Raw genomic sequence first — 15,233 nt, forward strand, 5'->3', positions numbered from 1 at the left:
CCCTCAGGTTCAGCGGAATCGCCTCCCGGCACGACGGAGTTCCGAGAACGTCGCGAACTTGACGCGCGGACGGCCCGAGGCCAGCCCGTTCGCCCGCTCGGCCCGGTCGACCGCCAGCACCTCCCGGAGCCCGACGGCTTGCGGCTGCCTCCGTCTCACCAGGCGCGCGAAGTCCCTTCGCGTTCCGGTCGGCACGGGCAGCAGCCCGCCGGCTGCGTCATCCATCAGTGCCCCGACGGTCTCCGCGGCACAGGTGCGGTTGGCGCCGATCCCGCCCGACGGTCCGCGTTTGGCCCATCCCACCACGTACGTCGCCGGCCACGGGCTGTCGGATCCGACGTCAGTGACCCGCCCGGCGCGGTTGGGCACCGTGGCCGTCACGGCGTCGAACGGCAGGCCGACGACGGGGGCGCCCCGGGAGCCGATCGACCTGACCACGAGCGTCGCGGAGATCGTGCCCTCCTCCACGGAGCGTTCCGCGTGCGGAATTCCGTCGCGGACGCTGACCGTGTTGCGCACGACGCGGACCGACTCGACCCGTCCGTCGCCGGTCAACTCCGTTACCGAGCAGAAGAAGCGCAGGACGATCCGCCTCTCCCCGGACGGTGGCGCCGCCAAGTCCGTCGTTTCGATGGCGAGCCCGCTCAGGAGGGCCGCCTTGGAGGAGGAATCCGCGTCAGCGATGGCATCGCGCACTCCGGGGTGGTCGTCGACGACCACCGTCACGCCTTGAAGATGCTGCAGAGCCAGGAACTCCGGCCGTGTGTAGGCCGCTTGCCCGGGCCCTCTGCGCCCGAGCAGTACGACCTCACGGACCTTGCTCGCACGCAGTGCCTCCAGGGCGTGGTCCGCGATGTCGGTCCTGGCCAGCTCCTCCGGGTCCGACACGAGGATGCGGGCCACATCCAGAGCCACATTGCCGTTGCCCACCACCACGACACGTTCCGCCGACAGATCGACGGCGGAGGCCGGGACCGTGGGGTCCGCGTTGTACCAGCCGACGAATTCCGATGCGGCGATGCTGCCGGCGGTGTCTTCGCCGGGAATGTCCAGGGTGCGGTCGGACATGGCGCCCACCGCGTAGATGACCGCGTGATGGTGGGCGGCTATCTCCGCGTGGGTCACGTCCCTGCCGACCTCGACATTGAGGTGCATACGCAACCGGGGGTGACGGTAGAGACCCGTGAAGGTGTCGGCGATTCTCTTCGTCGGCTGGTGGTCGGGCGCGACGCCGTGCCGGATCAGGCCGCCGGGGACCGGCAGCCGGTCGATCAGGGTGACCTCGGCTCCGACGGCACGCAGGAGCGACTGCGCCGTGTAGCCGGCAGCGGGGCCGGTGCCGACGACGGCGATCCGCAGCGCCCCGGCATCGTGCGGCACGGAGCGGGGGAAGTGCGGCTCCGCCCACGCGTTGTCGGCCGGACGGGCCTCGTAGTACTGCTGGTTGAGCTCGGTGTAGGCACGGTCGGGTCCGGTCAGCCGGTCCACGGGGAAGATCGCGTCCACCGGGCACGCGTCCGCGCAGGCGCCGCAGTCGATGCAGGTCTGCGGGTCGACGTACAGCATCTCGGTGGTTCCGAAGTCCGGCTCGTCCGGTGTCGGGTGAATGCAGTTGACCGGGCAGACCGACACGCAGGAGGCGTCGTTGCAGCAGGTCTGGGTGATTGCGTAGGCCATGGCCCGGGTCGCACTCCTTACGGTGGCGGAAGCAGTTCCGTGCGGTGACGGCAGCCGGTCAGAGCATGTGGACGCGCTTGTAGATGGACATGGCGGGGCGTGTCAGGAGACCGGCCTCGGACAGGAAACCCATGAGATGGGCCGAGCTGGAGCGCATCATCGACTTGCGGTGTTCGTTGTCGCTGACCTCGGCCACCGCGCGCCGGGTGTCCAGGCCCACCGCCGCGTACACGTCCTTGTTCACCATGCTCGTGATGATGACCGCCGCGACCGTCGCGACGACCACGCTGCTCGCCTGCCGGCGGGCCGGTCCCGAACCCCGCAGCCGCTCGCGCATCTGCTGGCGGGCGAACTTCATGTGGCGGGACTCCTCGACGACGTGTATCCGCGACGTGGTCCGCACGATGGGCAGCACATCCTCGCCCCGCATCCAGTCCCGCTGCATCACGTCGAGGATCTCCTCGGCGACCAGGATCCCGCCATAGGCGACCTCGGCTGTGGCCAGTGTCTTGAAGCCGCGGGCGAGTTCGATGGCGCTGCGGGCGGGGAGATAGGCGGGAACCCCCATCTTCTCGCACGCTCGCGCGAACATGATGGAGTGCCGGCACTCGTCTGCTATCTCGGTCAGGGCGAACCGGAACTGCGGGTCCACAGGGTTCTTGACGTACTGGTCCCGGAGCACCATCTGCTGGAGGATCATCTCGAACCAGATGCCGGTGCTCATGATCGAGCCGACCTCGTGCCGGGTGAGTGCGACCTTCTGCCCGGACGTCATCTCGTCCCACAGCGGCGTGCCGTAGAGCGTGCTCCACTCGGGGTTGAGCCCGTACAGGTCCTCGGGGAGCGGCGCGTCCCAGTCGACCTCCACCGCCGGGTCGTACGACAAGGTGGCGGCCGACTCCAGCAGACGCTTCGCCACGTCCTCGTCGGCCGCGGTGCGCTGCTGAGCCCGAGTTCCCGTGTCCGTCATGATCAGTACCTCCGGTGCATCCGCGCGGTCAGGGGGTGGGGGGAATGCCAGGGGCCGTGTCGGGTCCGCAGGCTTCCCCGCCATCGCGACCCCTCGGACACTCTCACCACTTACCGTCCAGTAGTTAGACACTTCATCGACGAACCGTCAATACTTTGGGCAGCCATGGATAGCTAAAGTGGTGGCACGATGACACGTTTTCGAGAAAGTGTTCGGTCGCTGCTCCGCGAGCAGGTCCTGAACGCCGCCTACCAACTCGTTGCCGCGGACGGCTGGGGAAAGCTGCGCCTCGCCGCCGTCGCGCGAGTCGCCGGCGTGAGCCGGCAGACCCTGTACAACGAGTTCGGGTCGAAGGAAGCCGTCGGCGAAGCGCTCATCCAGCGCGAGCTGGAGGGTTTCCTGCTCGGCATCCAGCAGGAACTGGACGCCCACCCCGGCGACCTGGAGGCCGCGGCGACAGCGGGGGTCGGCTTCACGCTCCGGCAGGCCGTCGACAACTCGCTGATCAAAGCGGTGCTCGTGGCCGCCCGCGGCGGCGAGGACGACCTCCTGGCCTACCTGACCACCCGGGCCGAGCCCGTATTCGACACAGCCATGGCCATGCTCGACGCCTACGCGACCGAGGCATGGCCCGATGTCGACGCCGAGTCCCGCAGCCTGGCCGTCGAAACGATCGTGCGGCTCACCGTCAGCCATATCGTCCAGCCCGCGACATCCCCCCAGGAGTCCGCCCGGCGCATCGCGCGGATCACGACGAGGATCGCCTACCCCGGCGCGGGACGCTGAGCCGCCCGCCCACGGACGCCGGCCACCGGAACCCAGGTCGCCGAGTGGCCGCCGCGGCCGGGCTCCGGCCGACGGGAGGGGCACCCGCCGACCGGAGTACCGGGAACGGGTCGGTCAGCGGATCACCTGGGCCGGGCACAGCCGACGCGGTTCCCGGTCGCCGCGGAGTTTCGCGTCCACGCAACCGCCCGGCAGGCCGTCCCTCGCCGTCTTCCCGAAGTTCGCGGTGACCGTCAGGACACCGTGACCGAAGACCGTGCGCTGGACGCCGCGGTCGCCGGTCAGCCACCGGAACGAGGTGAGCTGCTCGGTACCCGCCGCGCGGTGCAGCGGGGCGAAGTACTTCTGGAGGGCGGCCATTTCGCTGCCGTACTGGTCGATCGACGGTCCGTCCAGAACGTAGTTGAGCGGGCTGTTATAGAGCATTGCCAGCAGAGCACGGTCGGTCTTCTGCGCCGGGAGCTTGTCGAAGGAGAGCTCCCAGCGCTCCGCGTTGATCACCGAACCGTGCAGCGCCGTCTCGTACAGCGGCACCCGGTACCTGGGGTCGTACATCGCCTTCGCGATATCGGCCGGCAGCGCGACCGGCTTGAAGAAGAAGGCGGGGGCCGTCTGCGGGTAGTAGGCGCCCCAGGTCTTCTTGTCGTGCTCCAGCGTCCACATGCGGTCGTCGACCGGAGTGGCCGAACCGTGGTCGAACGCGAGCGCCTGATTGGCCCAGGGCTGCGCGGACTCCGATCCGAGAACCAGGCTCCCGCTGAGGCGCTTCATACGGGCGAGCCGGTTGGCACGGTCCTGGGCCTTCGTCATCGGATGGTCCGCGCTGTAGTCGCGGAAGAGCGTCCCGGTCGCATCGACGTCGAGGAAGTAGCTGTCGGCGCCGTTGGCGACCGCCCGCCGGGTGCGGTCGGCGAGGTAGTGGTGCTGCGGCTCGGCCTGTTCGAAGGCCTGCGAACTGAGGTAGCAGCCGCGGTCCCCGAAGCCGCCCTGCGGTGTGCCGTCCGCCTGCTGGACACAGAAGTCGGGGTACACACGGTCGGGCCAGACCCCCGCCGGGCTGTCGGCGCTCGCGGGGTCCTGCCCGTTGGCGAAGCTGTCGTAGGGACCGACGAGGTAGCCCGCCTGCTCGGCGGCGCTGACAGCGGCGGAGCTCATCGGGGAGGCATCCGCGTCGTACCCGAGCCACATACGGTCGATGCCGAGCTTGCGCAGCTTCGCCACTCCCGCAGCCGTGCGCGCCTCGCCCCACCCGTAGGCGTGGAAGGCGCCCAGCAGTTTCGCGTTGGCGGGATTGGCCCTGATCTTCTGGCGCAGGCTGCCGAGTTCACCGCGCTCGGACAACGACTTGCGGTAGTCGACGGCGGGAGCGGTCGCACCGCCGTCGGTGAGCGCGAAGCTGATGTCGTACGCACGCGTGCCGTCCCCCTCGTCGAAGTCGTGGGTGGCTGTGGAGCGCAGCCTGCCGTGCTCCGACGCGAAGCCGAGCGAGGTGTTGATGTCGGTGGGGGTCAGATAACTGACCCCCCGCTTGCCCGAGCTGTAACCCCACAGCGGAAGAGTCAGGCCCTCCCCCATGTCCACCTCGGTGTTCGCGAGGTGCGCCGCCGCCGAGTTCCACCACGAATCGCGGACCGGGATGTCCAGCCCGGAGCCACGCGGCAGTTGGAGGCTCTCCGAGGCCGGGTCGCCCCCGGTGACGGGCCAGGCGAGCGACCCGTCCCGCTGCGACCGGATCCTGACCTGCAGACGGCCCTGCTGGGCCACGGCGGTGACCGTGAGTTTCTTTGCGGGATATGTCCAGCGTGCCCCGCCCGCGATCCGCCGGAGCGGGCCGGGCTCGCCGAGATCGCTCGCGGCGGGCGCGGACAGTTCCATGGCGTGCCCGTCCGCGGTCCGTGCTGTCACACCCAGTGAAGCGGTGTCCACGGTGACAGTGCCGCCCCGCACCCGCAGCTGGATGTGCCGGTGCCCGCCGGATCGCGGTGTGGCATCGGCCGTGGACACTCCGACGAGCGCCCCCAGACTGCCCAGGGCGACACATGCGGCAAGTACGGGGCGCCCTTTACGGGCGTGCCGGGAGGATGAGTTGGTTTTTGCCATGAGAGGTGGATACGGGGCAGCCGTAAGAACCTTCTAAGAATCGGGCCCGGGGGCCGGTCCTGCGAGCGCCTCCCACAGGCCCGACGCGACGCAGTCAGAGGCCGATGCCGCCGTCCGTGCGGGTCTCCGGCCGCCGGCCAGCCCATGCCCGGGCGGGCCCGCTGTGCTGTACTGGTCAGGTGGAGCGTAAGCACACACGGCCATTGGTCACGCGCCCCGGGCGGCCCGGCGAGACGGCTTCGGGAGCACGTGCCGAGCGGGCTGACCAGGTACGCAACCGGGTACGGCTGATCATCGAGATCACCGCGCGGGCCGGGGCGTACCGCAAAGGGCTGGTCGCCGCGGCCGAGCGCCTCAGTCCGGAAGAGGCAACCATCCTCTCCGACCTGGAGGATCACGGACTGCAGGTGCCGCAGTTGCACGACGTGCTGTGCGGTGGCCACGTACTGGTGGACGATCCGGAGCTGTACGAGCAGTGGCGGTTCGACAAGGTCAGTCATCCACGCCTGTCCAGCCACCATCGGGACATCGACAAGAGCATCTATCCCGACATCGGGATGCGCGGTCACGTGGTGCGGGAGAAGTTGCACGGGCGCACGGCACAGGGGACCTGGGTGCAGCTGGAGAAGACCCCGGCGGCCTTCGGCGGGAGCAAACTCCCCAGCCTGAGCGACCTCCGGCATCTCATGGACTATGTGGTGTACCGGTTCACCCGCAGCAATGTCGGCCCCTGGGGGCTCTCCCGGATGACCGAGCGGCGCCCCCTGTACCTGTCGCCGGTCCTGGCCGTACCCACGTCCCTGACACCTCCGGTCGCACGGTTGCTGACCCGGACGCTCCACCGGATCGAGGCGGCTGACGATGTCACCGCCGTTTCCCGGGATCTGGCGGCCAGGTTCCCGCCCCCGGACCGGGCGGACCCGGGCACGGAGCTGGGCCAGTCGCTGTCCGGCAGAGCGGGGCGGGGGCTGTTCGGCAGCTCCGAGGTGTGGGTCACCGAGACGCCTTCACGCAGCGCTGCCGCAGTTCTCCGTACGAGCCATGAGGCGCCGGCGGTGGGCTGGTGGCAGGCGGAAAGGCCGACATGAGCAACGAGCGGCACGACGTTCCTGACGCGACGCCGTCGGACCCGGGCGCGGCGTCCGTCCCCGACGGGCTGGTATCGGCCGTGGTGAGTCTGGTGCACACCGGGCCGGTGCTGCTCGGCGCCTACACCATCGCCGAACTCACCGCCGTGGACGCGATCGTGGACTTCCTTGAGGCCCGCCCGTCGGACGAGGTACTCGCCGAGGCCGTCCGCTCGCTGGCGGCACGCCAACTGCTCCTGGCGGGCTCGACGGGTGAGCAGGTCCAGGTGCAGGGTGACCTGGGGATCGCCGTGGCGTTCCAGCAGAGAGCCCGCAAGGTGCTCGATGCCCGCACGACCGGCTCGGGTCCGGGTGAGCCGTGGCGGATCCTGGTACTCCCCCAGCCCGAGCAGATCTGCCTGATGGTCCGCATCGACGCCCTCGGCGTCCACCAGCTCGGCCTGTACAAGCTCGACGAAGCACTCCGTACGCTCATCGAGTGGCTGCCGCGAGGCTCATCGGCGGACCACGATCCGGGACTGGACACCGAGGCCGTGCTCACCGGTTCGGAGCGTTCCGCGCTGATCACCGTGACCGACTACACCGCTCAGGGGTCTGCCGAGGTCGCCGGCACCAGCAGCGACCTGGTCCTCGCCCGCAGTGGCGGACGGCTGCACATGCTGACCCGGGACCCCCACGACCGGGAGAAGCTGGTGGCAGACCCTGCGGCGGGCAAGGACAGCGTCCACGACCGGCTTGCCGGGCTTCTGTCGTAGCCACTCAGAACGGTGCGTCGGTACGGCACCCCGGGGCCGCCCCGCACACCGCGGAGTCATGCGTCTTGTCAGGCGGTGCGGTGGTACCGCCGAAGATGTTGACGATCAGCCCGATCACCAGGAAGAGCGTCACCAGCACCGTGCCCGCGGTGCTGAGCCGCAGCGGCCTGGTGGCCGACACCGGCGCGGCCGAGTCCGGCGTTCCCGGGAAGTCCCGGTCGCCGAACAGGCGCTTCGGGTAGGCCGACGTCAGCATGGCCACATACGCGTTGTAGCGCATGGTGTACCGGAGCATGGCGGCGGTCGCCTCGAACAGTGGCCGGGGCATACGGCCCAGAATGAGTACGACCAGCCAGCTCACGACGCACACGGCGTACCAGCCGGAGGCGAAGAGGCTCTGCACGATGGCCGCGGGGATCAGCAGAATGATCCGGAAAAGTACGGCGAGCCGGTTGAGCCGTCCGGGGCGCACCTCGATCCGGACGGGATAGGCGGACACCGGCCGGAACACGAACGGCGGGTACACGTCGACAAGGAGCAGGGCGCTCGCGTGCACGCGGGTTTCGTAGGCGAGGAATCCGCTCAGATAGCGGGCGATGGGGTCGGGCAACCGGGCCGTGAACAGTGCGGCGAACCAGCCGATCACGGTGGCGAAGAACGCCACGATCCCCAGAATGACCAGCACGATGAACTGGGGGATCAGCAGAATCCAGCGCACCAGCACCGTGAGACGGCGCTGGGCCTGTGGTTCGGGAATGTCGAGTACCGGCAGCCACTCGTCGGCCTCGTCCGGCAGTTTGCTGGCCCACGTCGGCTGCGTCATTTCCGGTTGCTCCAGTCCTCGCTCCGCCCCCGCCGTCTCCAGCCTCGCGACAGTGCACGGCTTTCGCATGTTCAAGCGCATGTTCAAGGCCGCGCCCTCCGTTCCCTGAGCAGGGTCCGGATCCGTTCGCGGGGCTGACAGCCGACCCCGCCTCTGTGGGGCCTGCGGCAGGGGCAGAGGGAGGACACCGCGCCCGCTGGGCAGGCAGCAGGGCGCGCGCCCTCATGCATGGCTCAGGCGGTCGCGGCGTGCATCGCCGCGGACATGTTCGCGGCCCACTCCCAGGGGGCGGCCGTTCCGCCCGGATCCGAATTGAAGTACTCCCATCCCGCCACTCCGCCGAAGTCGCTGTACTTGCCCGACAGTTGGGAGACGGTCGCCTTGAGGGTGTCCATGGGCACGTATCCACTGCCGCAGTTGGCGGGGTTGGTGATGGTGCCCGCCACCACCTTCCCCGCCGGGACCACTCCGTGGTTCACGATGCCCTCGTATCCGCTGGTGTCGTCCAGCGATCCCCAGCCGCAGTAGAACTGGGCGTTGAACCAGCTGATCGACGAGCCCCGGTCGCGGTAGAGGGCGTCGTAGCCGAACCCGGAGAGGTTTCCTCCGCCGTTCAGGGCAGTGGCGACGGGTGCCAGAGTGACGAGGAAACCGTCACCGAAGTCGCTGTGCAGCTGGTCGATCACGCGTTCCACGCCGGCCAGCGACATCCCCTCCTCCACATCGAGGTCCAGACCGTCCAGATGGTGCGTGGAGACGACGTTCTTCAGCTTCGGGTAGTACGTGCCGAAGTCGCTGTCCAGCCGCTGGAAGCTGCCCGCCGCGGCGCCGCCGACCATGCCCAGCACGTGGACACCCTTGGCCTGCATCGCCGCCAGGTCGTTCCACATCGGGTCGAACTTGGCGTCGTCGGGCGATGTGTCGTTGAGCGTGACGCCACCGCCGTCGTTGAGGTGGATCGCGCCGACGATCACGTCCGTGACACCCGTGTCATGGTCGGTCAGCCCCTTGGGGGAAACGTACGAACCGCCCGCGAACTGGGTCTGGTAGTAGACGACGACGTGGTGGTCCGCCGCCGCCTCGGCCGGCGCGGCCGTCACCATGGGCGCCGCCAAACCGACGACCACCGCGCAAGACAACGTTGTCAACAGCTTGCTCAAGCGCATTGCACGTCTCCTCATGTGGGGGGAGGTGCCATGAAAGCGCCTTTCACTCCGGCCCACAAGGCCGCCAACCGCATTGCGACACAGCCGAGTTGGAAGTGAAGCGCTCTCTCACCGAGTCCGTCCGCACACCGATTTTTCTGCCGCCACCGGGCCGGGGACCCCTCCACCACGGCCGTCGCCTGGTGGAGGAGCCCCCGGCTCCCGGACCGGGGCGGCTCGCCCCGTGCGGCGTCCACACGGGGCGGACGCCGCTCGCCGGCACCGTTCAGCTCAGCCTGATGACCGGCTTGTGCAGGTCGAACCAGGTGGCCAGGTCGAGTGCCCGCTCGAGGTGGGAGCGCTGGCGCGTCGTGATCGTCGCCCCGTCGGCCCCGACGGCCTCCTGGAGCCGCCCGTGGTGGCACAGGTCCAGTGCGGGGTGGCCCGAGGTGAGCAGGTCGGAGGTCTGCGACTGGATGGCCGTCACGTAGTTCGGGTCGAAGCTGCCGGGGTAGCCGCTCTTCTTGCGCTGCACCACCGAATCCGGCAGCAGGTCGCGGGTGGCCTCTCGCAGGATGCTCTTCTCCCGCCCGTCGAACGTCTTCATCGACCACGGCGTATTGAAGACGTACTGCACCAGCCGGTGGTCACAGAACGGCACCCGGACTTCGAGCCCCACAGCCATGCTCATCCTGTCCTTGCGGTCCAGAAGGGACTGCACCATACGGCTCAAGTGCAGGTAGCACACCTCCCGCATGCGCTTCTCCAGACCGCTCTCCCCCTCCTTGACCGGGGCTTGCGCCAGAGCGGAGGAGTAGCTGTCATGAAGATAGGAGTCGAGTTCCAGAGTGCCGGCGAGGTCGTCGGACAGGGCGCCCGTCAAGTCGATCGGGGAGTCCCCGGCCAGCCAGGGGAAGGTCTGCGCCTGGCGCCGCTCGTCATGGAACCACGGATAGCCGCCGAAGACCTCGTCAGCGGACTCTCCCGACAAGGCGACGGTGGACTGTTCGCGGACCGCCGCGAACAGCAGGTAGAGGGAGTTGTCACGGTCCCCGAGCCCGATCGGCAGATCTCGCGCACCGACGGCCGCCCGCCGTACGGCCGGGTCCGACAGAGCCGCACCGTCCAGCATGATGTCGCTGTGATGGCAGTCGATGTGTTCCTTGACCGCGTGCACGAAGGGAGTGTCCTGTGTCGGACTGATGTCCATCGCCCGGAAGTTCTTCGCCTGGTCCGGGAAGTCGACGGCGAAACTGCGTACGGTCTCGCCCTGTTCACCGAGTTGCTTGGCGGCCAGGGCGGTCATCGCGGACGAGTCGAGTCCGCCGGAGAGCAAGGAGCAGCGGGGCACGTCCGCCACGAGCTGGCGGGCGATGATGTCCTCCAGCAGTTCCCGCACATGCGTGACGGTGTCCTGCTGACTGTCGGTGTGCTCGGTGGCCTCCAGCTGCCAGTAGGCGTGCTCGCGCAGACCGTTGCGGTCCAGAACCGCCACATGGCCGGGTTTCAGCTCCCGCATTCCCTCCCATATCGCGAACCCCGGGGTCTTGGCGAACGAGAAGATCTCCCGCAACCCGTCCGGCCCCACGACGGCCGGGGCCAGCGGGTTGGCCAGGATGGCCTTGGGCTCCGAGCCGAACAGCACGCCGTCGTCGGTCTCGTAGAAGTAGAAGGGCTTGATGCCCATCCGGTCGCGGATCATGACCAGCTTCTCCGTCCGCGGGTCCCAGATCGCGAACGCGTACATGCCGTTGAGCTTGCCGGCCACCTCCTCGCCCCACTCGAGGTATCCGCGCAGCACGACTTCGGTGTCGGAATCGGTCTCGAAGCGGTGTCCGAGGCGGCGCAGTTCTGCGCGCAGCTCGGTGTAGTTGTATGCCTCGCCGGAGTACACCATCGCGACGGTGCCGTTCTCGGTCCGCGCCTCCATCGGCTGGGCGCCTCCGGGGAGGTCGATGACGGCGAGCCGGCGGTGCCCGAGAGCGGCCCTCGGCGTCAGCCAGGCTCCCCGGGCGTCAGGCCCACGGCAGGACATCGTTTCGGTCATGGCCTCGACGGTCTCCCGATGGGCCGTCAGATCGCGTCGATAGGAGACCCATCCAGTTATGCCACACACAGGGGACACCTCTCCGTGGGGGTTAGGTGTAATAACCATCTCTCTTGTGGTGCCGATCACACCACCCAGAGCAACCACCCGGCAGAGTGCGGTTTCTCACCGGTAAACTCTTGTTAAGTTTGGGTTTCGAACGTGGCGTCGGCGAGGTTCCGGCGAAGCACGCGTGGGGGGCGTCCGTTCCGGACGTTTCCTCACCGGGGCCCGAGCGGTGACGCCGGAGTTCCCTCACGGCGACCCGGGCAGTGGCGCCGGCCCGTTCTACTTGTTCGGGTCCCGGAAGCGGCCGAAGACCTTCGTCAGGGCGCCCAGCGGCGAGCCGTCCGGCCTGACCGCACCCGGCGCGGACGACAGGGGCACGCTGTCCCCGCCGGTCGCCTCGGCCAGCGCGGCGTGCGCGGTCTCGGCCGCTTCCCGGTACAGGTCACGGGAGTTCGTCATGGCTTCGAGCGCCTCGGCGTACTTGGTGACCATGCCTTGAGCGTGGACCAGTTCCTCGTCCGCGGTGAGCAGGTGCCAGCCCTGGCGCAGTTGCGCCAGGGCACGCTCGGCGTCGGCCGTCAGCGGTTGCGGCAACGCGGCGAACTCCGTGATCTTTTCCAGGAGTTCGGTCGGAACCGAGCCGTCCAGGAAGACACTGCGGACGGTGAAGCGCTCCGCGTCGTACTCCGGTCCCTGCGACGCGGCGGGCAGGACGACGGCGCCCCCGCGCGGCATCCGCACACTCAGCTCCCGCTTCATCGCGACGTCGGCGATCCGTGCCTGCTCCGGCGTGGCCCGGTGCTCGACCACCCGGTGCCGCAGGCTCGGCGGCAGAAACGCCGAGACCGGCTGCTGCCCGCGCGCGTCCGGTGTCATCGCCTCGTGCACCACGACATGGATGAACCAGCTCTGCCGGGTGCACTCCCGCAGCAGGTGGCGCAGCTCGTCGTCGTCCTTCGGCAGGTGGTTAGCCGTCCGCAGACGCACGCCCGGCACGGTTTCGTGGTCCCAGGCAACCTGGTCGCTGTCCGGCCAGAACATGGTGGCGGGCGAGGGCCAGTGTGCCTCCCACGGCCGCTCGGCCTCGGCGGCGAGCACCCAGGTGACGCCCTCGCCTTCCTTGCGGCGGCCCTCGGGGTCGTACGTGGTCAGCTGCGCGCGCACCGTGACGTCGTCGGCCACGGGCCAGCGGGCCTCGAAGAGGCGGCGGGCCGACGGACCGGGGTCGGCGGACTCGTCCATCGGGTGCAGCGCGGTGGAACGCGCCGCCTCGACGGGGTCGAGGTCCAGGAAGTCGCCGAGCACCCCGGCCGCCTTGAGGGCGATCAGGTTACGCCGGACGTCCTGCTCGGGTTCGGGCCCGAGGTGACGCCCCCGCCCCAGCCATACGGTGTCCGGGACGGGGGTCGGGGAGGTGCTCTTCTTGGCCATGGAATCGTTCTGTAGGGGGTCGGGGCCCGACCAGTATGGTCCGTGGGCCTGTCGATGGAAGGTACCCCGTCCGCGCCTCACCACGCTCGACGAGCGGTATGAAGAACGCGTCGCCCGGGTGATCCACTACCGGCCGGCCCGCCACCGCGCTGCCCGTCTCAGAGCATCTCCAGCGGCTCCTTCCGCGTGGGAGGAGGGAAAGCGGCGTCGAGGGCCCGGAGGTCGTCGTCGGTGAGGCGCAGATCGAGCGCCGCCCGGTTTTCCTCCACATGGGCGATGGAGGACGCCTTGGGGATGGCGATGACGTCGCCGTGGCGCAGCACCCAGGCGAGCGCCACCTGAGCCGGGGTCCTCCCGTGGGCCGAGGCCACCGCGCGCAGTGCCTCGTGGCCCAGCAGCCGGCCCTGCTCGACCGGTGAGTACGCCATGACCGGGACCGACAACTCCCTGCACCGGGGCAGGAGAGCGTACTCGGGGCCGCGCCGGGTGAGGTTGTAGAGCACCTGGTCCGTCTCGGGCCGCGCCCCGTCGGGCAGGTCGGCCAGGTCGTCGGCGTCGAGGTTGCTGACCCCCCAGGAGCCGATGCTTCCGTCCGCCACGAGCGCCTCGAAAGCCTCGACCGTCTCGGCGAGCGGCACGCCGCCGCGCCAGTGCAGCAGATAGAGGTCGATCCGGTCGGTACCGAGGCGGCGCAGGCTCGTACGGCAGGCGTCGAACGTGCCGCGGGCGTCGGCGTTCGACGGCAGTACCTTGCTCACCAGGAAGACCTCGTCACGTCTGCCCCGGATCGCCTCGCCGACGAGCTCTTCGGCGGCGCCGCTTCCGTACATCTCCGCCGTGTCGATCAGCGTCATCCCCAGATCGATGCCTCGCCGCAGGGCGGCGAGTTCCTCGGAGCGCCGTGCACGGTTGTCCCCCATGTGCCAGGTGCCCTGTCCCAGTGCGGGCACCGCGGCGCCGGAGGGGAGTGTCACTGTGCGAATCGCTGTCATCGTGTATCTCTCTCCCTTGGTGCGCGCGTCACGGCCCGGCCCCGTACCAGGACGTACGGAGCGGCCGAGGAGGCTTGATCCAGGATCGCAGGCCACCGTACGGCAGGCTCGCCCGCCCTGATCACTGATCCGCGGGTGGTGCGCTACTGATCCGCCCGCCCGGTGGGCTCCACGGCCGAGTGGTGCAGCAGCCAGCCGCCGACCACCGCGGCGAACACCACCACACAGGCGGAGAAGACCAGGCCGGCATCGCGGAGGCCGATCCCCAGGGCGAGCGCGCCGACCCCGATCACCGGCAGCGAGATACCCAGATAGGCCACCACGAAGTACGCCGAAGTGGTCTCGCCACGCCGGTCCTTCGGTGTCCGGCCGGTCACCGCGGCCATCCCGGCCCGGAACGACAGCCCCTGGCCGAGGCCCGACACCACCGCGCCCACCGCCAGCAGCGCCAGCGAGGTGAACAGCAGCGAACAACCGATCAAGACCATGCCGACCACGAGTACGAAGCAGCCCGCGGGCAGCGCCCGGCCGACACCGACCCGGTTCATCGCCAACTGGCCGACGGTGGAGGCCGCGAACGCCGAGAAGACCACCGCTCCGGAGACCGCCAGATCGTGCACGCCGAGCGTCTTGGCCATGAAGCTCGGCGCGACCGACGTGAAGAGGCCGAACATGGAGAAACCGGCGAACGCCGCCAGGGCGGCGGGCACGAACACCCCGCGTACCTCCTGGGGTACGTGCGGCAGCCGGGGCCGCAGCACGGGGCGCGGGTCCCGGCGGGGGACGGTCTCGGGCAGCGGGAGCGTCAGGGCGATCGCGACCACCAGCAGTCCCAGGTGGACGAGGTACGGCAGCCGCAGCGGCCAGGGCGCGTAGGCCGCGAGGATCCCGGCCAGCAGCGGACCGCATCCCAGGCCGCCCATGTTGGCCGCGGTCGCCGCGAACCCGGCCCGGCCTCGCTTGTCCTCCGGGGCCAGTTCCATCACGGCGACCGTCGCGGTGCCGGTGAACAGCCCCGCGGACAGCCCGGACAGCACCCGGCCGGCGAAGAGCAGCGGCAGGCCCCCCTCGAAGACGAAGCACAGCGCGCTCGCCACCGAGAAGCCGAGTGCCGCCAGGAGTACCGGGCGGCGGCCGAGCAGATCGGAGAAGTTGCTCGCCAGGGTGAGTACCGCGATGACTCCGGCCGCGTACGTCGCGAAGATGACCGTCACCATCAGCGACGAGAAACCGATCTGCTCCTGGTACAGCCCGTACAGCGGTGCGGGCAGAGTCGTACCCGCCATGCCGATCGCGAAGGTGAAGGCGGCCGCCTTGTACTGCCAGGGACGCCCCGGCACCGAGCTCTTCGATCCTCTGTACATAGCGACC

12 protein-coding genes are annotated in these 15,233 nt (G+C 69.5%); 3 read left to right on the plus strand and 9 right to left on the minus strand.

The features are described 5' to 3' along the window. Nucleotides 1-9: 9 nt before the first annotated feature. Nucleotides 10-1,677 carry an FAD-dependent oxidoreductase gene (locus OG285_RS01450; RefSeq protein ID WP_371789893.1) on the minus strand — a complete coding sequence of 556 codons (1,668 nt, stop codon included), beginning with the start codon at nucleotides 1,675-1,677 and terminating at the stop codon, nucleotides 10-12. Between the two features lie 58 nt (nucleotides 1,678-1,735). Next, entirely contained in the window at nucleotides 1,736-2,647 is a 912-nt protein-coding gene (locus tag OG285_RS01455; protein WP_371789894.1) for a diiron oxygenase, read from the minus strand. 189 nt (nucleotides 2,648-2,836) lie between these two features. Between OG285_RS01455 and OG285_RS01460 the strand changes: the two genes are divergently transcribed. Next, nucleotides 2,837-3,433 (plus strand): TetR family transcriptional regulator, encoded by a 597-nt coding sequence (locus OG285_RS01460; RefSeq protein ID WP_356836531.1) that lies wholly within the window; start codon nucleotides 2,837-2,839, stop codon nucleotides 3,431-3,433. Between the two features lie 114 nt (nucleotides 3,434-3,547). Here OG285_RS01460 and OG285_RS01465 read toward each other — a convergent pair whose 3' ends face one another. After that, nucleotides 3,548-5,533: a glycoside hydrolase gene (locus OG285_RS01465; protein ID WP_371789895.1), complete on the minus strand. Its 1,986-nt coding sequence runs from the start codon at nucleotides 5,531-5,533 to the stop codon at nucleotides 3,548-3,550. A gap of 179 nt (nucleotides 5,534-5,712) precedes the next feature. On the opposite strand from OG285_RS01465, the gene OG285_RS01470 reads away from it, so the two are divergent. Together OG285_RS01470 and OG285_RS01475 are read left to right on the plus strand one after the other, a co-directional pair. Beyond that, complete coding sequence (locus OG285_RS01470) at nucleotides 5,713-6,621, plus strand: hypothetical protein (RefSeq protein ID WP_371789896.1); 909 nt, start codon at nucleotides 5,713-5,715, stop codon at nucleotides 6,619-6,621. Beyond that, nucleotides 6,618-7,376, plus strand: coding sequence for a hypothetical protein (locus tag OG285_RS01475; RefSeq protein ID WP_356836537.1), 759 nt, complete (start codon nucleotides 6,618-6,620; stop codon nucleotides 7,374-7,376). The genes OG285_RS01470 and OG285_RS01475 overlap by 4 nt, the downstream gene beginning before the upstream one ends. A gap of 4 nt (nucleotides 7,377-7,380) precedes the next feature. Here the strand turns inward: OG285_RS01475 and OG285_RS01480 are convergent, their stop codons facing one another. The 6 genes from OG285_RS01480 to OG285_RS01505 form a co-directional block, all read right to left on the minus strand. Then, on the minus strand, nucleotides 7,381-8,199 hold the full coding sequence (locus OG285_RS01480) for a DUF4389 domain-containing protein (protein WP_371789897.1): 819 nt from the start codon (nucleotides 8,197-8,199) through the stop codon (nucleotides 7,381-7,383). A 233-nt stretch (nucleotides 8,200-8,432) separates the two neighbouring features. Next, nucleotides 8,433-9,365, minus strand: coding sequence for a chitinase (locus tag OG285_RS01485; protein WP_371789898.1), 933 nt, complete (start codon nucleotides 9,363-9,365; stop codon nucleotides 8,433-8,435). A 265-nt stretch (nucleotides 9,366-9,630) separates the two neighbouring features. After that, entirely contained in the window at nucleotides 9,631-11,460 is a 1,830-nt protein-coding gene (gene asnB, locus OG285_RS01490) for an asparagine synthase (glutamine-hydrolyzing) (protein ID WP_356836543.1), read from the minus strand. Nucleotides 11,461-11,718: 258 nt separating this feature from the next. Then, entirely contained in the window at nucleotides 11,719-12,870 is a 1,152-nt protein-coding gene (locus tag OG285_RS01495) for a hypothetical protein (RefSeq protein ID WP_356836545.1), read from the minus strand. A 158-nt stretch (nucleotides 12,871-13,028) separates the two neighbouring features. After that, on the minus strand, nucleotides 13,029-13,862 hold the full coding sequence (locus OG285_RS01500) for an aldo/keto reductase (RefSeq protein WP_371789899.1): 834 nt from the start codon (nucleotides 13,860-13,862) through the stop codon (nucleotides 13,029-13,031). A 143-nt stretch (nucleotides 13,863-14,005) separates the two neighbouring features. Then, nucleotides 14,006-15,226 (minus strand): MFS transporter, encoded by a 1,221-nt coding sequence (locus tag OG285_RS01505; RefSeq protein ID WP_371789900.1) that lies wholly within the window; start codon nucleotides 15,224-15,226, stop codon nucleotides 14,006-14,008. Nucleotides 15,227-15,233 lie beyond the last annotated feature (7 nt).

This window comes from Streptomyces sp. NBC_01471 (assembly GCF_041438865.1).
Classification (GTDB): Bacteria; Actinomycetota; Actinomycetes; order Streptomycetales; family Streptomycetaceae; genus Streptomyces.

Bases quoted from the DNA above. Each gene is read 5' to 3' on its own strand.
- OG285_RS01460 (WP_356836531.1), top strand. From the start codon at position 2,837: ATGACACGTTTTCGAGAAAGTGTTCGGTCGCTGCTCCGCGAGCAGGTC.
- OG285_RS01450 (WP_371789893.1), bottom strand. From the start codon at position 1,677: ATGGCCTACGCAATCACCCAGACCTGCTGCAACGACGCCTCCTGCGTG.
- OG285_RS01455 (WP_371789894.1), bottom strand. From the start codon at position 2,647: ATGACGGACACGGGAACTCGGGCTCAGCAGCGCACCGCGGCCGACGAG.
- OG285_RS01485 (WP_371789898.1), bottom strand. From the start codon at position 9,365: ATGCGCTTGAGCAAGCTGTTGACAACGTTGTCTTGCGCGGTGGTCGTC.
- OG285_RS01480 (WP_371789897.1), bottom strand. From the start codon at position 8,199: ATGACGCAGCCGACGTGGGCCAGCAAACTGCCGGACGAGGCCGACGAG.
- OG285_RS01500 (WP_371789899.1), bottom strand. From the start codon at position 13,862: ATGACAGCGATTCGCACAGTGACACTCCCCTCCGGCGCCGCGGTGCCC.
- OG285_RS01465 (WP_371789895.1), bottom strand. From the start codon at position 5,533: ATGGCAAAAACCAACTCATCCTCCCGGCACGCCCGTAAAGGGCGCCCC.
- OG285_RS01495 (WP_356836545.1), bottom strand. From the start codon at position 12,870: ATGGCCAAGAAGAGCACCTCCCCGACCCCCGTCCCGGACACCGTATGG.
- OG285_RS01505 (WP_371789900.1), bottom strand. From the start codon at position 15,226: ATGTACAGAGGATCGAAGAGCTCGGTGCCGGGGCGTCCCTGGCAGTAC.
- OG285_RS01475 (WP_356836537.1), top strand. From the start codon at position 6,618: ATGAGCAACGAGCGGCACGACGTTCCTGACGCGACGCCGTCGGACCCG.